This window comes from Roseivivax lentus, from assembly GCF_900156805.1.
In the GTDB taxonomy this organism is placed as follows: domain Bacteria; phylum Pseudomonadota; class Alphaproteobacteria; order Rhodobacterales; family Rhodobacteraceae; genus Roseivivax; species Roseivivax lentus.
Genome location: NZ_FTOQ01000005.1, coordinates 105,930 through 123,836 on the forward strand (window position 1 = coordinate 105,930; position 17,907 = coordinate 123,836).

The 17,907-nt window shown below is 66.2% G+C and carries 17 protein-coding genes and 1 tRNA gene; 2 read left to right on the forward strand and 16 right to left on the reverse strand.

What is annotated here, in order from left to right; genetic code table 11:
* Window positions 1-109 precede the first annotated feature (109 nt).
* Window positions 110-388, forward strand: coding sequence for a pentapeptide repeat-containing protein (locus tag BW990_RS21840; protein ID WP_076448088.1), 279 nt, complete (start codon window positions 110-112; stop codon window positions 386-388).
* A 17-nt stretch (window positions 389-405) separates the two neighbouring features.
* On the opposite strand, the gene fnrL is transcribed toward BW990_RS21840, so the two are convergent.
* Window positions 406-1,146 carry a transcriptional regulator FnrL gene (gene fnrL / locus BW990_RS10985; RefSeq protein ID WP_076448162.1) on the reverse strand — a complete coding sequence of 247 codons (741 nt, stop codon included), beginning with the start codon at window positions 1,144-1,146 and terminating at the stop codon, window positions 406-408.
* 71 nt (window positions 1,147-1,217) lie between these two features.
* On the opposite strand from fnrL, the gene hemN reads away from it, so the two are divergent.
* Window positions 1,218-2,564 (forward strand): oxygen-independent coproporphyrinogen III oxidase, encoded by a 1,347-nt coding sequence (gene hemN / locus BW990_RS10990; protein ID WP_076448089.1) that lies wholly within the window; start codon window positions 1,218-1,220, stop codon window positions 2,562-2,564.
* A gap of 61 nt (window positions 2,565-2,625) precedes the next feature.
* Here hemN and BW990_RS10995 read toward each other — a convergent pair whose 3' ends face one another.
* The 15 genes from BW990_RS10995 to pdxH form a co-directional block, all read right to left on the reverse strand.
* Complete coding sequence (locus BW990_RS10995) at window positions 2,626-3,033, reverse strand: hypothetical protein (protein WP_076448090.1); 408 nt, start codon at window positions 3,031-3,033, stop codon at window positions 2,626-2,628.
* A complete protein-coding gene (locus BW990_RS11000) occupies window positions 3,033-3,419 on the reverse strand; it encodes a response regulator (protein ID WP_076448091.1) in 387 nt (128 codons plus the stop codon). The genes BW990_RS10995 and BW990_RS11000 overlap by 1 nt, the downstream gene beginning before the upstream one ends.
* Before the next feature lie 3 nt (window positions 3,420-3,422).
* Window positions 3,423-4,301, reverse strand: a complete 879-nt coding sequence (locus BW990_RS11005) for a CheR family methyltransferase (RefSeq protein WP_076448092.1) — start codon at window positions 4,299-4,301, stop codon at window positions 3,423-3,425.
* Window positions 4,289-4,813 carry a chemotaxis protein CheW gene (locus BW990_RS11010; RefSeq protein ID WP_076448093.1) on the reverse strand — a complete coding sequence of 175 codons (525 nt, stop codon included), beginning with the start codon at window positions 4,811-4,813 and terminating at the stop codon, window positions 4,289-4,291. The genes BW990_RS11005 and BW990_RS11010 overlap by 13 nt, the downstream gene beginning before the upstream one ends.
* Window positions 4,800-7,115 (reverse strand): chemotaxis protein CheA, encoded by a 2,316-nt coding sequence (locus tag BW990_RS11015; protein ID WP_076448094.1) that lies wholly within the window; start codon window positions 7,113-7,115, stop codon window positions 4,800-4,802. Before BW990_RS11015 ends, BW990_RS11010 begins: the two co-directional genes overlap by 14 nt.
* The gene (locus BW990_RS11020) at window positions 7,112-7,489 is read right to left on the reverse strand and encodes a response regulator (RefSeq protein WP_076448095.1); all 378 of its coding nucleotides are present in this window, start codon (window positions 7,487-7,489) and stop codon (window positions 7,112-7,114) included. Before BW990_RS11020 ends, BW990_RS11015 begins: the two co-directional genes overlap by 4 nt.
* Window positions 7,486-7,776 (reverse strand): hypothetical protein, encoded by a 291-nt coding sequence (locus tag BW990_RS11025; protein ID WP_143526154.1) that lies wholly within the window; start codon window positions 7,774-7,776, stop codon window positions 7,486-7,488. Before BW990_RS11025 ends, BW990_RS11020 begins: the two co-directional genes overlap by 4 nt.
* Window positions 7,777-7,784: 8 nt before the next feature.
* Window positions 7,785-8,330 carry a chemotaxis protein CheD gene (locus BW990_RS11030; RefSeq protein ID WP_076448097.1) on the reverse strand — a complete coding sequence of 182 codons (546 nt, stop codon included), beginning with the start codon at window positions 8,328-8,330 and terminating at the stop codon, window positions 7,785-7,787.
* A 43-nt stretch (window positions 8,331-8,373) separates the two neighbouring features.
* The gene (locus tag BW990_RS21035; protein WP_083950563.1) at window positions 8,374-10,941 is read right to left on the reverse strand and encodes a methyl-accepting chemotaxis protein; all 2,568 of its coding nucleotides are present in this window, start codon (window positions 10,939-10,941) and stop codon (window positions 8,374-8,376) included.
* Between the two features lie 21 nt (window positions 10,942-10,962).
* Entirely contained in the window at window positions 10,963-11,553 is a 591-nt protein-coding gene (locus BW990_RS11045; RefSeq protein WP_076448098.1) for a hypothetical protein, read from the reverse strand.
* Between the two features lie 266 nt (window positions 11,554-11,819).
* Window positions 11,820-15,491, reverse strand: a complete 3,672-nt coding sequence (locus tag BW990_RS11050; protein WP_076448099.1) for a vitamin B12-dependent ribonucleotide reductase — start codon at window positions 15,489-15,491, stop codon at window positions 11,820-11,822.
* 517 nt (window positions 15,492-16,008) lie between these two features.
* Window positions 16,009-16,085, reverse strand: a tRNA-Pro gene (locus BW990_RS11055).
* Window positions 16,086-16,128: 43 nt separating this feature from the next.
* Complete coding sequence (locus BW990_RS11060; RefSeq protein ID WP_407690134.1) at window positions 16,129-16,632, reverse strand: DUF192 domain-containing protein; 504 nt, start codon at window positions 16,630-16,632, stop codon at window positions 16,129-16,131.
* Complete coding sequence (locus BW990_RS11065) at window positions 16,608-17,132, reverse strand: cold-shock protein (protein ID WP_076448100.1); 525 nt, start codon at window positions 17,130-17,132, stop codon at window positions 16,608-16,610. The genes BW990_RS11060 and BW990_RS11065 overlap by 25 nt, the downstream gene beginning before the upstream one ends.
* Before the next feature lie 112 nt (window positions 17,133-17,244).
* Complete coding sequence (pdxH, locus tag BW990_RS11070; protein WP_076448101.1) at window positions 17,245-17,850, reverse strand: pyridoxamine 5'-phosphate oxidase; 606 nt, start codon at window positions 17,848-17,850, stop codon at window positions 17,245-17,247.
* Between the last annotated feature and the right edge of the window lie 57 nt (window positions 17,851-17,907).

Sequence of the window (17,907 nt, forward strand, 5' to 3'; positions counted from 1 at the left end):
AGGGGGTGCGACGCTTTGGCTGACATGGGCCCCGGTCGCGGGGTGCCAGGCTCCGTCGTCTTCCGCCAAGATCCGGCGCGGATCGCGGCCCACGGTAAGGTGCCCGGCGATGAAGCTACGCGAGGTGCGCGAACGGCTCGATGCGTCGGATGCCGGCCTCTCGGGATCGCGCTTCAAGGATGTGAACCTGTCGGAGGCGCTGTTCGACGATGTCGACCTGTCGGGCAGCGCCATGCGGAAAACAGCCCTGACGGGGGTGCGGATCGACAATGCCGATCTTTCGGGGGCTGTGCTGAAAGATTGCTGTCTCGACGGGGCGACAATCGACGGCATTCCCCTCGAGGCGATGATCGCGGCCTACCGCGCAACCCGAGCGGGCGAGACGTAAGGCCGCTTGAGCAGCCCTCAGACGATCACGCCGCCGTCGTCATCCTCGCCCGCCTCGATCACGAGACGGTCGAAATCGACGATCCGCAATTCGCGATTCGAGAGCATCTCGAAGAGACCGTCCTTGCGGAGCGCGGTGAACTGGCGGCTCGTCGTCTCGATGGTGAGGCCGAGGTAATCGGCCAGCCCCTCGCGCGACAGCGGCAGATGCAGGGTGAAGGACTTCTCCGGCGCGGTCTTGCCCTCCCGCCGCGCGGCGCGGCGGGCGAGATTGACCAGAAGCGAGACCACTTTCTCGCGCGCGGTCATCCGGCCCAGCACCACCGCCCAGTCGCGCGAGGCGTCGAGCTCGTCGAGTGCCATGGTCATCAGCCGGGTGGCGATATGCGGGGTGTTGCGCACCAGATCCTCGAAGGTGCGGCGTTCGAAGCGGCACAGGGTGACCTCGCTCACCGCCTCGATGTCATAGGCCGAATTGGCGCGGCCCGGCCGTCCGATGAAATCCGACGGCAGCAGCAGACCCACGGTCTGGCGGCGGCCATCCTCCAGCGTGCGGGACATGGTCGCGCAGCCGGTGATGATCGACGACAGGTGATCCAGCGGCTCGCCCGCCTCCGCCAGCCGCGCCCCGGCGGAGAAGGTCACGTAGGACTTGGCGCGTTCGAGAATGGCCAGCTCGTCCGCGTCGCATTCGGCGCAGACGGCGTTGTGGCGGATCGGGCAATTGCCGCATCCGATGACGGGCTTCAGTTGTACCATGGCAAAAACGGTATCAAGGGCGTTGATCTGCATCAATGCAAGATCATCGTGGCGGGGCGCAAAAGGCGGATATGACACAGGATCACCTCCGCACGGCGCTTCTCGAAGCGAAAGTGCCCAGATACACATCATATCCGCCCGCCACCCGGTTTTCCGGCGCAATCGGTCCCGACATACATGCGGGCTGGCTGGCTGCACTGCCCCCGGAGGAGGGTATTTCGCTTTACGCGCATGTGCCGTTCTGCCGGCGGCTCTGCTGGTTTTGCGCCTGCCGGACGCAGGGAACGGCCAATGCCGCGCCGCTGACGCGCTTTCTCGAGACGCTGGCGGCGGAGGCCGCGCTGGTCGCCCGCGCCGTCGGACGCGCGCAGAAAGTGGCGGCGCTGCATCTGGGCGGCGGCACGCCGACGCTGCTGACCCCCGAGCAGATCGACCGGATGGGGCAGCTTCTGCGGGAGAATTTCGACCTCTCCGCCTGCGACGACATCTCGGTGGAGATCGACCCCTGCGAACTCGATGCCGCGCGGCTCGACGCGCTGGTGGCCTTCGGGCTCAGCCGCGCCTCGATCGGGGTGCAGGACATCGATCCCGTGGTGCAGAACGCGATCGGCCGCCACCAGAGCGCCGAGATCACCGCCGAGGCGGTGGCGGGCCTGCGCGCGCGCGGCATCGGATCGGTGAATTTCGACCTGCTCTACGGATTGCCGTACCAGACCGAGGCGCGGCTGGCCGCGACGCTCGACGCGGTGATCGCCCACAGGCCCGACCGGATCGCGCTTTACGGCTATGCGCATGTGCCCTGGATGGCCCGGCGCCAGAAGCTGATCCCGGAAGACGCCCTGCCCGATCCCGAGGCGCGCATCGCGCTGGCCGACCTCGCCCGCGCCCGGCTGATCGGCTCGGGCTACGTGCCGGTCGGCATCGACCATTACGCCCTGCCCGGCGACGAGATGGCTCGCGCGGCGCAATCAGGCACGCTGCGGCGGAATTTCCAGGGCTACACGACCGACCGGGCGGCGACGCTGGTCGCGCTCGGCCCCTCGGCGATCTCGCGGCTGCCGCAGGGCTATGCGCAGAACGCCTCCGCCACGCGGGACTGGACCGCGACCGTGGAGGCCGGAGTGCTGCCAACCGCGCGGGGCTATGCGCTGACCGCCCAGGACCGGCTTGCCGCCGACGCGATCGAGCGGGTGATGTGCGACGGAACGGTCGATTTCACCGCACTCGGACGCGCGCACGGGCTGCCGACCACCGCGCTGACGACCCGTGCCGCCACTGCGCTTGCGGAATTGCCCGGCATGGGCACGCTGGCCGCAGGGGTGCTGCAGCTTGCCGACATGCGCTATGCGCGCCTGATGGCCGCGCGGATCGACCCCGGCATGGCGGGCGATACCGGGCGGTTCAGCATGGCGAGTTGAGCGGGCGGCCCGCGGGATCGCCTGCGCGGCCATCTGAGCGGACGAGCACCGCCTGCGCGCCTCAGAACAACTCCACGCTGCCCTTGGTGGCGGCCGCGCGTCCGGTCTGGCCGCGCAGTTTCTCCGACAGCGCCCCGAGCCGGACCGCCTCCGTCGCCGAGCGCAGATCGAGGCCGATGCCCGGCGGCGCCGCCTCCGCCGCGCGGCGCAGGAATGCGTGCAATTCACCCAGCGTCTGCGTCACCCGGTCGAGGTTCTGCAGCTCCGGCGCGGCCACAGCCTTCTCCGCGCCCGCCGCGCGCGCCAGGAGCGCCGCCATGCAGGCCTCGGCGGATTGGCTTTGCGCCTCGAGGCAGGCCATCTGTTCGGCCAGGCGCCGGAACAACTGGTTGAGATCGACGACCGCGTCGGCGCCGTCGCCCCGATCGGTTTGCCCTGCGGTCTCTGCCTCGTCGGAGCGTCCGGCCATCAAAGCGGACCGACGACGGATTGCAGGCAGGCTTTCATCTGCGCGGTGTCGAAAGGTTTCTGCAGCACGTTGTTGAGGCCCAGCTGGCGCCCCTTGGTCACGATCTCGTTGTCGAGGCGCCCCGAGATCAGGATGAAGCCGATCTTCGCCGTGCGCTCGGCGCTGCGCAGCGCGTGCAGCAATTGCAGGCCGTTCACCTCGGGCATGTTGTAATCCGAAATCACCAGATGCCGCGGCTGCGCGGAGAGCTTGGCCAGCGCCGCCCGTCCGTCGCCGCAGAAATCCACGTTCTTGATGCCGATCTCGTCGAGCGCCATGAGGATCAGCCCCCGGCTCGTGCTCATGTCGTCGACCACGAGCACGCTTAGTTTGTCACGCAAGGCCATCGGTTACATTCCTGATTGGTTCGGGCTCCGCAAGGCAGCGGGGCGGCGGAAGGAGGTTTTGTCGAACAGTTCGAGACAGTCGTCGAAGCCCGGGCCCAATCGTTCGGAATGGCCGAGAAAGAGCATGCCGTCGCGATCGAGAACCGATTCGAGCCCGTGCCAGAGATCGGCCTGTGTGCGTGCATCCATGTAGATCGCCACGTTGCGGCAGAAGATCGCGTCGAACGGGCCCTGGACCGGCCAGGGCTCCACGAAATTGAGGTAGCGGAAGGTCACAATCTGGCGCAGCTCGCTGCGGATCGAGACCTGGTCCGCGGTGCCGTGGCGGGGGTCGAACATGCGCTCGGTCATGTCGGGCGGCACGGTTTCGGCGGCGCGGGCGGGATAGAGCCCGGCCTCGGCCCGGGCCAGCACGTTGCGGTCGATATCGGTGGCGAGGATGCGCAGGTCGAAGCGCGCGGCGTCAGGGATCGCGCGCAGCGTCAGCGCCGCGAGGCACCAGGCTTCCTCCCCCGAGGAGCAGCCCGCGGACCACAGGCGCACGCGGCCGCCCGCGCGGGCCCGCTGCACGAGGCGCGGCAGCAGGTCGCGCGCGAAGATCTGGAAATGGCCGGGCTCCCGGAAGAACCGGGTGGTGTTGGTGGTCAGCGCCAGCACCATCTCGTAGCGCTCGGACCGCGCCTTGGGATCCGCGATGAGTGCGGCGTAGTCGCGGAACGTCTCGATGCCGAGCGCGCGCAGCCGTTTGGCCAGCCGCGATACCACCAGCGACTGGTTTGCCGCCTCGAGACGGATGCCCGAGACCTCGTGCAGCACTTCGGCGATGCGCCCGAAGGTGGCCTGGTCGAGATCGGTGACGAATTGCGGTGTCAGTTCAGACATTCGGCCTCGGCCTGCACTTGCATGTCCGCCTCCTCTTCGCGGCCGGGCAAGGCGGCGGCGACATCGAGGATGCGCAACAGGCGGGATTTCGACGTGATGACGCCGGAGAGGAAGGACGCGCTCATGTCGTTGAGCGAGGGCACCGATTGCACCTCGCCGGTGCCGACGCTGAGGATGTCGGACACCGCCGAGACGAGAAAGCCGGTCAGCCGCGAGCCGTCGGCCACGATGATGACGACGTGGCGCGGCCCCGGTTCGGTCGGCGCCAGACCGAGCCGTGCGGCAAGATCGATGATCGGCACGACCGCCCCGCGCAGGTTGATGACGCCCAGAACGTATCGCGGCGCATAGGGCAGCACGGTCGCCTCCGACCAGCCGCGAATCTCCCGCACCAGCATGATATCCATGCTGAAATCCTGCTCGCCGATGCGAAAGGTCACCAATTCGCGCTGGTCCGCGGGGGGCGCCCCGGGGATGTGGTCCGGGCTGTGGGTCAGATCAGGCGTCGACATGCTGGGCCTCCGGTTTCTTGGTCGCGGCGCTGTTCGGATAATTGGCGATCAGGTCGAGCCCGGTCGCCGTTCGGATCGCCTCCTCCGGATCGATGATCAGGGCGATCCGGCCATCCCCGAGAATCGTGGCCGCCGCCACACCCGGCACGCGACCGTAATTTTCCTCGAGGCTCTTGATGACGACCTGCCGCTGGTCGCGGATTTCGTCGACCGAGAGCGCCCAGCGGCGTCCCTGCTCGGTTTCGACGAGCAGCAGGACGCGCTCCTCGGCGGGTTTGCGCGTTCGCGGATAGCCGAAGACGAGCCCGAGATCGACGATGGGCACCAGTTGGTCGCGCACGCGGATCACCTCGGCCCCTTCGGTCAGCGGCTCGATATCCTCGGGTCCGGGGCGGAGCGTCTCGATGATGGCGTTGATCGGCACCACCATCGTCTGGCCCACAACCTTGACCACCATGCCCTCGAGCACCGCAAGCGTCAGCGGCAGCGAGATCGAGATCGTCGTCCCCCGGCCGGGTTCGGAGGCGATGCTGATCCTTCCGCCGAGCTTCTGAATGGCGCTGCGCACCACATCCATCCCGACCCCGCGCCCCGAGAGGTCCGTGACCACATCGGCGGTCGAGAAACCGGGTTTGAACAGCAGGCGGTCGATCTCCTCGTCCGGCGGGGTCGCGTCGGGCGCCACGAGGCCCTTTTCCTTCGCGATGGCGAGCACCTTGGGCCGGTTGATGCCGCCGCCATCGTCGGAGATCTCGATCAGCACCCGGCCCGACCGGTGGTCCGCGCTGAGCCTGACGGCGCCTTCGGAGGGTTTGCCGGCGGCGCTGCGCGCCTCTGCGGATTCGAGCCCGTGATCGACCGCATTGCGCAGGATATGCGTCAGCGGGTCGATCAGACGTTCGATCACGGTGGTATCGACCTCGGTCGTTTCGCCCGAGGTCTCGAAGCGCACGGGCTTGCCGGCCACCGCGGAGGCCTCGCGAACGATCCGGGCCATGCGCTGAAAGAGCGGTTTGACCGATTGCGCCCGGATCGACATCACGCCTTCCTGGATTTGACGCGCGAGGTTCTTGAACTCGTCGAGGCCGGCCGACACCTGGGTCCGCCCGGACAGCCCGGCATCGATGATGCTCTGGCTCAGGAAGGATTGGTTGATGACCAGCTCCCCGACGATGTTGATCAGGTCGTCGACCAGACCGAGATCGACGCGCACGGTGGATTTCCGCGCCTGAACGGACGGTGTCTTCTGGCTGGCCTTCGGCTCCTGCGGCGCAGGCGAACCCGCTGCATGCGTCGGGCGCGACGCCTGCTTCTGCGCCGGACCCGGCGAGGCCTTCGCGGCGGGCGTGGAGGGCGCGGCGGGTATGGCGGATGGGTCCACCAATAAGGCGTCGAGCGGATCAGGCGTGCCCGGCTCCTCGCGCGTCGATGTCGCCCCCGGGCCGGCGGCATCCGTACCGGGGGCGTTCACTCGAGAGATGGCGATATCCGCCAGCGGGTCGACGAATTCGAAAATCTCGCGGATATCCTCCTCGTCGCATCTGGTTTCGAGCGCGATGCGCCAATTGAGATAGCACCGCATCGGCTGCGGCGCGTCCGGCAGGGCGGAATGGTCGACGGTCACCTCGAAGCGGCCCATGTCGGACAATTCGCGGAAGAGATGGACCGGGTCGTGGCCGTTCTCGAAGAGGCTAGGCTGCGGCGCGAACCGTATTTCGAAAAGGCGCAGACCGGGCGTTTCGGGATCGGAGATGTCCGTTTCCGACGGCATGGGCGCGTCGTCGAGATCGAGCGCGAGCGGTGCAAAGATGGCCTCGCCCGCCTCGGCCCCGTCGAGCCCGATCGGAGTGGGCGCAAATATCGGGGCGTCGGTCGCGTCCTCGAGCGCGGGCGTTGCTTCGCTATGCGCGCCGATCATCGCGCCCAGTGCGCGGCCGATCTCGGCCTGACGCGCGGCATCATGGCCCACGCCGTCCCGCGCCGCGGCCACGAGCTCCGCCAGAACATCGCCGGATTGGCGCAGCACGCGCCAGTCGTCGCGGTCGGGCGTGAGCCGACCGGCGCGCATCGCATCGAGCACGGTCTCGAATTCATGCGCGAACCGCACCAGCTCCTCGAGCCCGAAGGACGCCGCGCCCCCCTTGATCGAATGTACCGACCGGAAGACGGCATTGACCTCTTCCAGGTCGAGCGGATCGCCGGGGTCGGCCTCGGAGAGCTGGTCGAACCCGTCATCCAGCGCCTCGAGCAATTCGGCGCATTCCAGAAAGAAGGTCCAGCGCAGTTCGTCGAGGCTGCTCATTGCGGAGAAACCGAAGCGATGCGCCGGATCGCGGAGATCAGCTTGCCGTCATCGAAGGGCTTGACGATCCAGCCGGTGGCGCCGGAGCGGCGCGCGCGGTCCTTGAGTTCCGCGCCGCTTTCGGTGGTCAGGACCAGGATCGGGACGCTGGGATGGTCGGTGCCCTGCCGGATCCCGTCGATCACGCCGAAGCCATCGAGCCGCGGCATGTTGATATCGGTGATCACCACGTCCGGCTTGATCTTGGAGACCTGTTCGAGCCCGGCCACGCCGTCTTCGGCGACCGTGACCTCGAAACCCTCCTGGCACAGGCTGTAGCGCAGCATCTCGCGGATGGTGCGCGAATCGTCGATCGCGAGGATCCTGATCGTCATGTCGTTTCTCCGCTGTAATTCGCGTTGTGGGTCGCCGCGAGCGCGCCGAGGCCGAGCAGGCGCAGATCGTCCCGCATGGCCTCCGACGCGATGAGGCGGAATTCGTGGTTCGCCTGCGCGGCCGCGATCTGCGCCGCGAGCAGGGCCTGCGCGCAGAGCGTACCCAGGCATTGCACCCGCTGGCCGTCGATGAGCAGATCGCCACCGGCGGCACGGCCCAGCCGCTGCGTCAGACCATCGGCCATGGACGTGTCCAGCCTGTCGGGCAGATCGATTACCTCTGGCATGGCGTCTCCTAGAACAGTGTCACGTCGCTGTCCGGGGCGCGCCGCCGGGGCGTCCTGGGCAGGTCGGGATCGGTGCAATTGTCGATATGCAAGAGGCTCGCGCGTCCCGTGGTGGGGCAATACCGGACGCGGCGGGCCAGGTGGCCGCCGAGATCCTCGGCCACGATGGTGATCTTTTCGGTCTCGAGGAACTCGCGTGCGAAGACGATATTGGCGGCACCGATGCGGCCCATCGAGCCGGTCATCGCCGCGCCTCCGAACACCTTCGCCTGGAGCCTGCGCTTGTCGCCGCCAAGCTTCAGAAGCCCGTTGATCAGCACCTCCATCGCGTAAAGGCCGTATCGTTCCGCCCGGGCATTGTCGGGCCCGCCATCGGCCACGAGGAAGTGGTTCATGCCACCGACGCGGGCCACGGGATCGTGCAGACAGGTCGCCACGCAGGAGCCGAGCAGCGTCGTCAGCAGGACATTGCTTTCCCCGGTCACGCGGTGTTCGCCCTGGACCACCAGAAGGCTGCGGATCGCGGGCGTGTGCAATCGGTCGAGCGATGTCATCCACGCCCCCGAAATCCCGCGTCGCGGTCTCCGTTGCTTTCCATCAGAAATCCACCCATTTCGCCGCGTCTCCCGACAGCGACGGCGCCGCGGGCATGGACCTGCCGCCGCCCGCCGCGGCCATCGGTGTCACGGCCGCGATCGGCGCGGCGGGGGCCGAGGGCTGCGGCCGGGCCGGGCGCTTGTCGCGCTCACCATCGGGACCGGCCCCGGTGCGGAAATGCGACAGCGTCTGGACCAGAGAGACCGCGTCGTTGCGCAGGGCTTCGCTGGCCGCCGTCGTCTCCTCGAGCCGCGCGGCGTTCTGCTGGGTCGATTGGTCGAGCTTGTTCACCGAGGCGTTGATCTCCTCGAGGCTGAGGCTTTGGGACTGGGCGGAGGCGGCGATCTCGGAGACGAGGCCCGCGATCTCGGTCACCGATGCCACGATGTCCTGCAGCGCCTCGCCGGTCTGGCCCACGAGCTCCACGCCCTTCTTCACCTGGCCACCGGAATCGGCGATCAGCCCGTTGATCTCGCGCGCGGCCTCGGAAGAGCGCTGCGCGAGAGCGCGCACCTCGGAGGCGACCACGGCGAAGCCGCGGCCGGCATCGCCCGCCCGGGCCGCCTCGACACCTGCGTTCAGGGCGAGAAGGTTGGTCTGGAAGGCGATGTCATCGATCACGCGGATGATCGAGGTGATCTGATCCGAGGATTGCGCGATCGCATCCATCGCCGAGACCGTCTGGATGACCACCTCGCCCGAGGCCTCGGCCTTGCGATGCGCGCCCTTGACGACCGTGTCGGCCTGCGCGGCGCCTTCGGCCGCGGATTTGAGCGCGTTGGTCAGCTCGTCGAGCGCCGCGGCGGTCTGTTCCAGCGTCGCCGCCGTGCTTTCGGTGCGACGCGAGAGCGAATCGGCGGTGTTTGTGATGTCGCCAGATTCGTTGCGGATGTTCTCGGCGTTCTCGGCGATCCCGCGCAGGGCCACGGCGAGCTTCTCGGCGGTGAGATTGAAATCCGAGCGCAATTGTTCGTAGCGGCCCGGGAACGGTTTCGCGATCTTCGCGGTCAGGTCGCCGTCGGACAGGGTACGCAGGCCGACCCCCAGCGCCTCGACCACTTCGGTCTTCTCGATCTCGGCGGCCTCGCGTTCCTCGCGCGCCACGTCGAGGGCGCGTTCCTGTTCGGTGATGTCGGAGCCGAGCAGCAGGAAGCTCAGACCAGTGCCGTCCTTGTCGCGGATGCAGGAGAGCGAGCCGTCGACGATGCGGTCATCCGCCGCTCCGGCGATCCTGAGATGGCCGACCAGCGGGCGACCCTCCTTCAGATCCTGCACGATGGCATCGACCGAGCGGCCGGTCTCGGCCACCATCGGGGCGAGAAGCCGGGTCAGCCCCTGGGTCGCGGGATCGGTCGCACCGACGCATTCGCCGAAGCGGGCATTCATCACGGTGCAGACGCCCTCCATGTTGAATTCCGCCATCATCTGGATGTCGTCGATGGTGTTGATCAGCGCTTCCTTGCGCCAGATCGGGGTCACGTCCTCCCATTCGACGATGTAGCCGGGGATGTTTCCGTCCTCGTCGAAGACCGCGCGGGCGACGATGGAAATGCGGCTGTCGTCCAATTTCGCAACCGAGCCGATCGAGCTTTCACCCATGTTGCGCATGCGGCTGCGCATCTCGCCTTGCGGATGAATATCGTCGATGTTCATGCCGACGATCTTGTGCCTGTCGAAGACCGGGCGGAGTTTCTTCAGGCCGTCGTGATGCTTGTCGAACAGGTCCGCGAGCTGACCGCTGATCTGCGTGATGTTGAAATTCTCGTCGAGAATCATCAGCGCGACCGAGGTCTTTTCGAGCGCGGCGCTCTTGAAGGCGCTCTGGCGGTTGTTGATCTCGCCTTCCTGCAGCGCGTGGCGCAGCGCGTCGATGGCGTGGGCGAGGCGTCCGAATTCGTCGCGCCGCCCGGCGCCATCCGGCTCGAAGGCGAAATCCTTGGCCTGGAGGCGGGCGATATCCTGCTGCGCCGCCTTCAGGGGACGCGCGGCAAGCCGATGGATGGCGAAGGCCGCGAGGCTGACCGCGACGATGCTGACAAGCCCTGCGACAAGCAGGGCGCGGTTCAGGATTTCGCGTGTCATCGCCTGCAGGGGCGCAATCGACCAGGACGTGACGACGACGCCCACCAGCGCCTGATCCTGTCCGAAATAGAGCGGCTGGGCGGTCAGCATGGCCGCCTTATCCTGCAGCAGCGTGCGTTCCTCCATCGCCCGGCGCGCCAGATCGAAGGCCGCCGCGGGCGGCGCGTCGCCGGAATGCAGGATCGACGTCATCTCGGCGTTGAAGATGTCCACGGCCACGGCCGCGCCGTTCGAATCGGCGAGAAACGTCTCGATCTGGTCGCCGAGCGTATCGAGCTTGCCGAACCGCACCGCGCCCGCGATGGGACCTGCGAGCATGCGGGTCTCGGTCAGTGCCTTCGAATCGACCGAGCTTGCGATGACGGTGTCGAAACCGCGCGCGGACACGAAGGTGATCACCGCGACCGTGGTCAGGATCGACAGGACGATCATGGCCGCCAGTTTCAAGAAGACCGAATGGATATTCAGGACGGAACGGGCGGCCATGAGCAGCTCCTCAGCGTTGGATCAGAACATTTCCGCGTTCAGACCGAAGGTCACGGCACCGATGGCGGCATCGGTCATCGGGTCGATCAGGGGGGCGGAGACCTGCATCTGGTAGGTCTGGCTCGAATCGTCGAATTCGATCTCGCTCACATGGAGGGTGCCGGCGGGCTTGCCGAAGGTCTCGGCATGCTTGGCCTCGTCGCCCTGCCAGAAATCGGAGGTCACGGCGCTGACGGCGGCATTCAGGCCTTTCGCGTCCATCACGATGATCTCGGTCACGCGCCCGCCTGACGCCTCCTGCATCATGCGCAGGGCGTCGGATGCGTCGTTGTCGAGAACCGCCGAGACGATCGGTCGCTCGGCCATGCCGACCTGATCGCGCCATTGCTGGTCCAGCGCGACGATCTCGTCCTCGGACAGGGCCGCATGGGCGCTGCCGGACATGCGCAAGGTGCGCCAGACGACGGCCTGCGCCGCCAATTCGGTCTGCAATTCAGCCACATAGGCCGCCACCGCGTCGCTGGCCTGGTTGGCGGCGGACGCAGCGCCCGCGGACAGCGCCAAGGCTGAGAGAAAGCCGATGCGCAGAGCGCGCGTAGGGGTCTTGAGCATGATCTATCTTCCCGATTTCGAAGGCCGGACATGCCGGCAAGTGCAGCGACCTGTCTGGTCGCGGGAATTTAATATCTGCTGAATCCCCCGCCTCCCCCTGCCCGTCCTTCCCCTAAAACTTTACGCGACCGGGACCCGCCAAGAAAAAGGGGCCCCCGAAGGGACCCCAGTCTTGCCGACCCGGCTCATCGTTTACCGCCCGTTTGTTTTCTGCCTGCGGCCCGATCGGCGCCGGGGCGAGCGCACCCGCCCCGTGACCCGTCGCATCAGCTGCAGCCGGAGGTTCCGCCGCAGGTGTTGCACTTCATGCAGGTGCCGTTGCGCACCAGCGTGTAGTTGCCGCATTCGCCGCAGGCCTCGCCCTCGTAGCCCTGCATGCGCGCCTTGGTGGGGGCGTCCATGCTGGTCATGCCGGAGGTCGTCGTTTCGGACTTCATGGCGAGGGTCGTGGTCGTGGTGGTCTCGGGCATCAGCGTCGCCAGCGCCGAGGAGGGATCGGCGGGCGCGGCATAGGCCGTCGCCTGACCGCCCTGCAGCACCACCAGTTCCTGCGGCACGCGCTTGCGCAGGTAGCCCGAGGAGCTGATCTGCTTGAGCACCTGCAGCGACTTCGACGCCGCGCTCTCGGAGAGTTCCCGGACGTTGGACACGCCCTCTTCCTCGCCGCGGCCGATATCGTCGAAGGTGGCCCCTTCGGGCTTCACATGCGCCAGATCGGTGCGGTCGAGATAGGAGACGGCCAGTTCGCGGAAGATGTAGTCGAGGATCGAGGTCGCGTTCTTGATCGAGTCGTTGCCCTGCACCATGCCCGCGGGTTCGAACTTGGTGAAGGTGAAGGCGTCGACGAATTCCTCCAGCGGCACGCCGTACTGAAGGCCGACCGAGACGGCGATGGCGAAGTTGTTCATCATCGCCCGGAACCCGGCACCTTCCTTGTGCATGTCGATGAAGATCTCGCCCAGGGAGCCGTCGGCATATTCGCCGGTGCGCAGGTAGACCTTGTGCCCGCCCACGATGGCCTTCTGGGTGTAGCCCTTGCGGCGCTCGGGCATCTTCTCGCGGGCGGTGGCCTTCTCGACCTCCTTGATGACGATCTTCTCGACGATCTTCTCGGCCAGCACGGCGGCCTTTTCCTGCGCCGAGCCGCTTTCGAGGATCTCGGCGGCCTCGTCGTCATCCTCCACGAGGGCGGAGGCCAGCGGCTGGCTGAGCTTGGAGCCGTCGCGATAGAGCGCGTTGGCCTTGGTGCCAAGCGACCAGGAAAGCTCGTAGGCGCGCTGGCAATCCTCGATGGTGGCATCGTTGGGCATGTTGATCGTCTTGGAGATCGCGCCCGAGATGAAGCTCTGCGCGGCGGCCATCATCTTGATGTGGCTGTCGACACCGAGGAAGCGCTTGCCCTTCTTGCCGCAGGGATTGGCGCAATCGAAGATCGGGTAATGCTCCTGGCGCAGATGCGGCGCGCCTTCGAGGGTCATGGTGCCGCAGACATGGTCGTTGGCCGCCTCGATCTCGGCGCGGGTATAGCCCAGGTGCCGCAGCAGGTCGAAGGACGGGTCGTTGAGCTTGGCCGCCGGAATACCCAGCACCTCGCGGCAGAATTCCTCGCCCAGCGTCCACTGGTTGAAGACGAAGCGGATGTCGAAGGCCGAGGCCAGCGCGCCATCCACCTTTTCCAGCTGCGCGGGGCCGAAGCCGTGGCCCACCAGCGAGGTGTGGTTGATCGCAGGCGCATTGCCGATGGAGCCGTGACCGACCGCGTAGGAGACGATCTCCTCGATCTGCGCGGAGGCATAGCCGAGCTTCTCGAGCGCGGCGGGCACCGAGCGGTTGATGATCTTGAAATAGCCGCCGCCCGCGAGCTTCTTGAACTTCACCAGCGCGAAGTCGGGCTCGATCCCGGTCGTGTCGCAATCCATCACGAGGCCGATCGTGCCGGTGGGTGCGATGACGGAGGTCTGCGCGTTGCGGTAGCCATGCGCCTCACCGAGCTTCAGCGCTTCGTCCCAGGACGACATCGCCAGATCGACGAGCGTCGCGTCGGGGCAGTTCGCATGATCGAGCGGCACCGGCTTCACAGCCAGATCCTCGTAGCCCGTGGTGGCGCCGTAGGAGGCGTTGCGGTGGTTGCGGATGACCCGCAGCATGTGCGCCTTGTTGCGCTCGTAGCCCGAGAAGGCGCCCAGCTCGCCGGCGATCTCGGCGGAGGTGGCATAGGCCACGCCGGTCATGATCGCGGTCAGCGCGCCGCAAAGCGCGCGGCCCTCGTCGCTGTCATAGCTGTAGCCCATGTTCATCAGCAGGCCGCCGATATTGGCGTAGCCGAGGCCCAGCGTGCGGAAATCGTAGCTGAGCTGCGCGATCTCCTTTGAGGGGAACTGCGCCATGGTCACCGAGATCTCGAGCGTCAGGGTCCACAGGCGCGTGGCGTGCATGTAAGTCTCGGCGTCGAACTTGCCGTCCTTGAGGAAGGTCAGCAGGTTCATGGAGGCGAGGTTGCAGGCCGTGTCGTCGAGGAACATGTATTCCGAGCACGGGTTCGAGCCGCGGATCTCGCCGTCTTCGGGGCAGGTGTGCCAGGCATTGACGGTGTCGTGGAACTGGATGCCGGGATCGGCGCAGGCCCAGGCGGCGTGGCCCACCTGATCCCAGAGCTCGCGCGCCGAGATGGTCTTGGCGACCGAGCCGTCGGTGCGGTTGTAAAGCTCCCAGGGTGCGTCGTCCTTGACGGCCTTGAGGAAGGCGTCGGTCACGCGGATCGAGTTGTTGGAGTTCTGGCCCGAGACCGAGGCGTAGGCTTCGCTGTCCCAATCGGTGTCGTAGGTCGGGAACTCGATCGAGGTATAGCCTTGCTTGGCGTAATCGAGCACGCGCTTGACGTAGGTTTCGGGGATCTGGACCTTCTTGGCGGCGCGGATTGCCTCTTTCAGCGACGGGTTCGCCTTCGGGTCATAGGCGCCCTCAGCCGAGCCGTCGAAGGCGGCGATGGCGGCGAAGATGCCGTTGAGCATCTGCTCGTGCATCTTGGAGCCCGCGACGATGGACGCGACCTTCTGCTCTTCCTTGACCTTCCAGTTGATGAATTCCTCGATATCGGGGTGATCGGCGTCGCAGATCACCATCTTGGCCGCGCGGCGCGTCGTGCCGCCCGACTTGATGGCACCCGCGGCGCGGTCGCCGATCTTGAGGAAGCCCATGAGGCCCGAGGACTTGCCGCCGCCCGAGAGCTTCTCACCCTCGGCGCGCAGGCTCGAGAAGTTGGTGCCGGTGCCGGAGCCGTACTTGAAAAGACGCGCCTCGCGGACCCAGAGATCCATGATGCCGCCTTCGCTCACCAGGTCGTCCTTCACCGACTGGATGAAGCAGGCATGGGGCTGCGGGTGCTCGTAGGCCGACTTCGACTTGGTCAGCTTGCCGGTCTTGTAATCGACGTAATAGTGGCCCTGGCCCGGGCCGTCGATGCCATAGGCCCAGTGCAGGCCGGTGTTGAACCATTGCGGCGAGTTCGGGGCCGCCGTCTGGGTGGCCAGCATGTGGCGCATTTCGTCGTAATAGGCGCGGGCATCCGCTTCGGTGGTGAAATAGCCGCCCTTCCAGCCCCAATAGGCCCAGGCGCCCGCCAGCCGGTCGAAGACCTGCTTGGAGGAGGTTTCGCCCACGCGCGGCGTGTCCTTCGAGGCGGGCACGGAGCGCCACAGGAATTCCGGCACGTCCTTTTCCTCGACACGGGTCAGCTCGGTGGGCACGCCCGCCTTGCGGAAATATTTCTGCGCGATCACGTCAGAAGCGACCTGGCTCCAGGACGCGGGCACCTCGATCTCGTCGAGGCGGAAGACGATCGTGCCGTCCGGATTGCGGATCTCGGAGGCGGTGGTGACGAACGAGATGCCCTCGTATGCGTCCTGTCCGGCTGTGGTGTAGTGACGATCGATCTTCATGTGACGCTGCCCCATTTAGCGTGAAACTCAAATGTTCAGCCGGGTCGTGGGCGCCAGGCGAAGACCGTTCCTGTCCGGCCACGTACACGGCCGGATGGCAGATAAACCTGCAGATGTTCTTCGATGTGCCCCCGTGGCGTCACCACTAAATCTAGCGGTCCCCCGACCCGGTAGACGCTACATTCGCGTTACCTCGCGATTCCGTCAACGGCATTTTTTGAAATTCGACGCTATATTTGGTGTTGACCAATGGGTGCGCCACATCCCCTGCCCCGGCCCCTGCGATTCATCCACATATCGAAGCCCAAGGAAATCGGCATTTCCGCGGTTTATGCCACGAGTTATCCCCCATATCTTGTGTATCGAATAAAGAGACCCGCGCGGGTGCGATTGGTGCCGCGAGGCCACAGGCCGCGACGTACCTGCGCGATTTCGCCCCGCAATTCGCGAATCGCTGGCGCCGGCGCGGCGCCGCGGATCGCAAAACGCCCCGGGATTTCATGATGTTGGTGAGAGATGGTCGGGGCGATAGGATTCGAACCTACGACCTACGGTACCCAAAACCGTCGCGCTACCAGGCTGCGCCACGCCCCGACGCGCTCCGTCTAGCCGCCGCACCGGGCTTTGAAAAGCCGCTTTATTCCGCCGCGCAGGCCCAGGCGGCCTCTTCGATGGCCGGGTGGCGCATCTCGGTGCCGGGGGCTATGCCCAGCGTCGCCGCGAGCCCGCCATTGATCTCGAGCACGTATTGCGTGCCGGGGGCGCCGGGAATGGGTGTCTCGTCGCCAGGGATCGCGTTGGCATGCACCTTGCGCACCACCCCGGTCTCGTCGGCGAAGATCATGTCGAGCGGGATGAGCGTGTTGCGCATCCAGAAGGCCACGTTTCCCGGCTTTTCATAGACGAAGAGCATGCCGGCGAATCGATCCATTTCGGGAACGTTCATCAGGCCTTGCGCGCGCGCTCCGGGCGTATCGGCCACCGCGACGCGGAAACTTGCCGTGCCGAAATCGCCGCGCAGGGTGATGCGGTCCGCACTGCAGTCCTGCGCTGCCGCCGCGTTCGCATTCAGGCCAAGCCCCGCGAGACCCAGAAGGATCGCCGCCAGCCCGTTTCTTACCGCTCTACCGCGCTTTCCCAAGAACTGATCTCCGTCGCCATGCGCCCGCGCTTGCCCTGCACCACGCGCAGGACGATCGCCTCGCCGGGCAACAAATCGGCAAGTCCCGAGCGGCGCAAGACCTCGATGTGAATAAACACATCCTCGTCACTGCCGAAGACATTGGCGAAGCCGAAGCCCTTGGACTTGTCGAACCACTTGACCCGGGCTGGTTCGCGCTTCGCGGCGGCGAGCACTTCGGGGCTCATATCCTCGAAATCCGCAAGCGGCGGCGTCGTGTCCTCGACCGGCGGCAGGATCATGTGCACGGCGGTCGCCTGGAAGCCGCGGGGCGTCTCCTGCACGGAGATCTCGACCCGCGCCGCATCGGCCACAGAGGATTGTCCGAAATTCCGCAACACGTTTGCGTGGAGCAAGATGTCACGACCCCCGTGGTCGGCAACAACAAATCCGAAGCCCTTACCCGGGTCGAACCATTTCACCGTTCCCAGAACGCGCGTCTCTCCATGGTCAGTTTGCATATACTACCCGCAAGCCGGTGAACGCCAAGCCCGGTGGACCACCGCCGGAACACACGGCCTAATTCAATCAAAACGTGCGTTCAACCGTTCACGTCACATGAAATGTCGGGTCTCAGGGTGAGAGACGCTCGATATTCCAGTCCGACGCGGCCGATTTCCTGCGCCAAACGAAACGATCGTGCAGTCTGAACGCTCCGTCTGCCCAGAATTCTATCTCAACCGGACGAATACGGATACCTCCCCAGAAGGGGGGTCTCGGCGGGTTTGTGCCGAATTTTGTTGTCATATGTGCGACTTTAGCCATCAATTCCGCCCTACTATTGAGCGGAGAGGACTGATCGGACGCCCAGGCGCCGAGTCGGCTCTTGAGCGACCGTGATTCGAAATAGGAATCGGCGGCCGGGCCTTCCTCCTTTTCGGTGAGCCCGCGCACCCGGATCTGACGGCGCTGCGACTTCCAGTGCATCACGAAGGCGGCCTTGCCCGCCGCCTCGATCTCGGTGGCCTTCTGGCTGGTGTAATTCGTGTAGAAGACGAAGGCATCCGCCTCGATATCCTTCAGCAGCACCATACGCGCATTGGGCAGCCCGTCCGCATCGACCGTGGACAGCGCGATGGCGTTGGGATCGTTCACTTCCGTCTTCTCGGCCTCGGCCAGCCAGTTGCGCGCGATCTCGAACGGGTCGTCGCCCGCAAAAATGCCCGTACGTTCACTCATCTGCTCGGATCCCCCGGTTTTGTCCTGTCCTGTCCCGCGACCCGAAGGTGCCCTTGA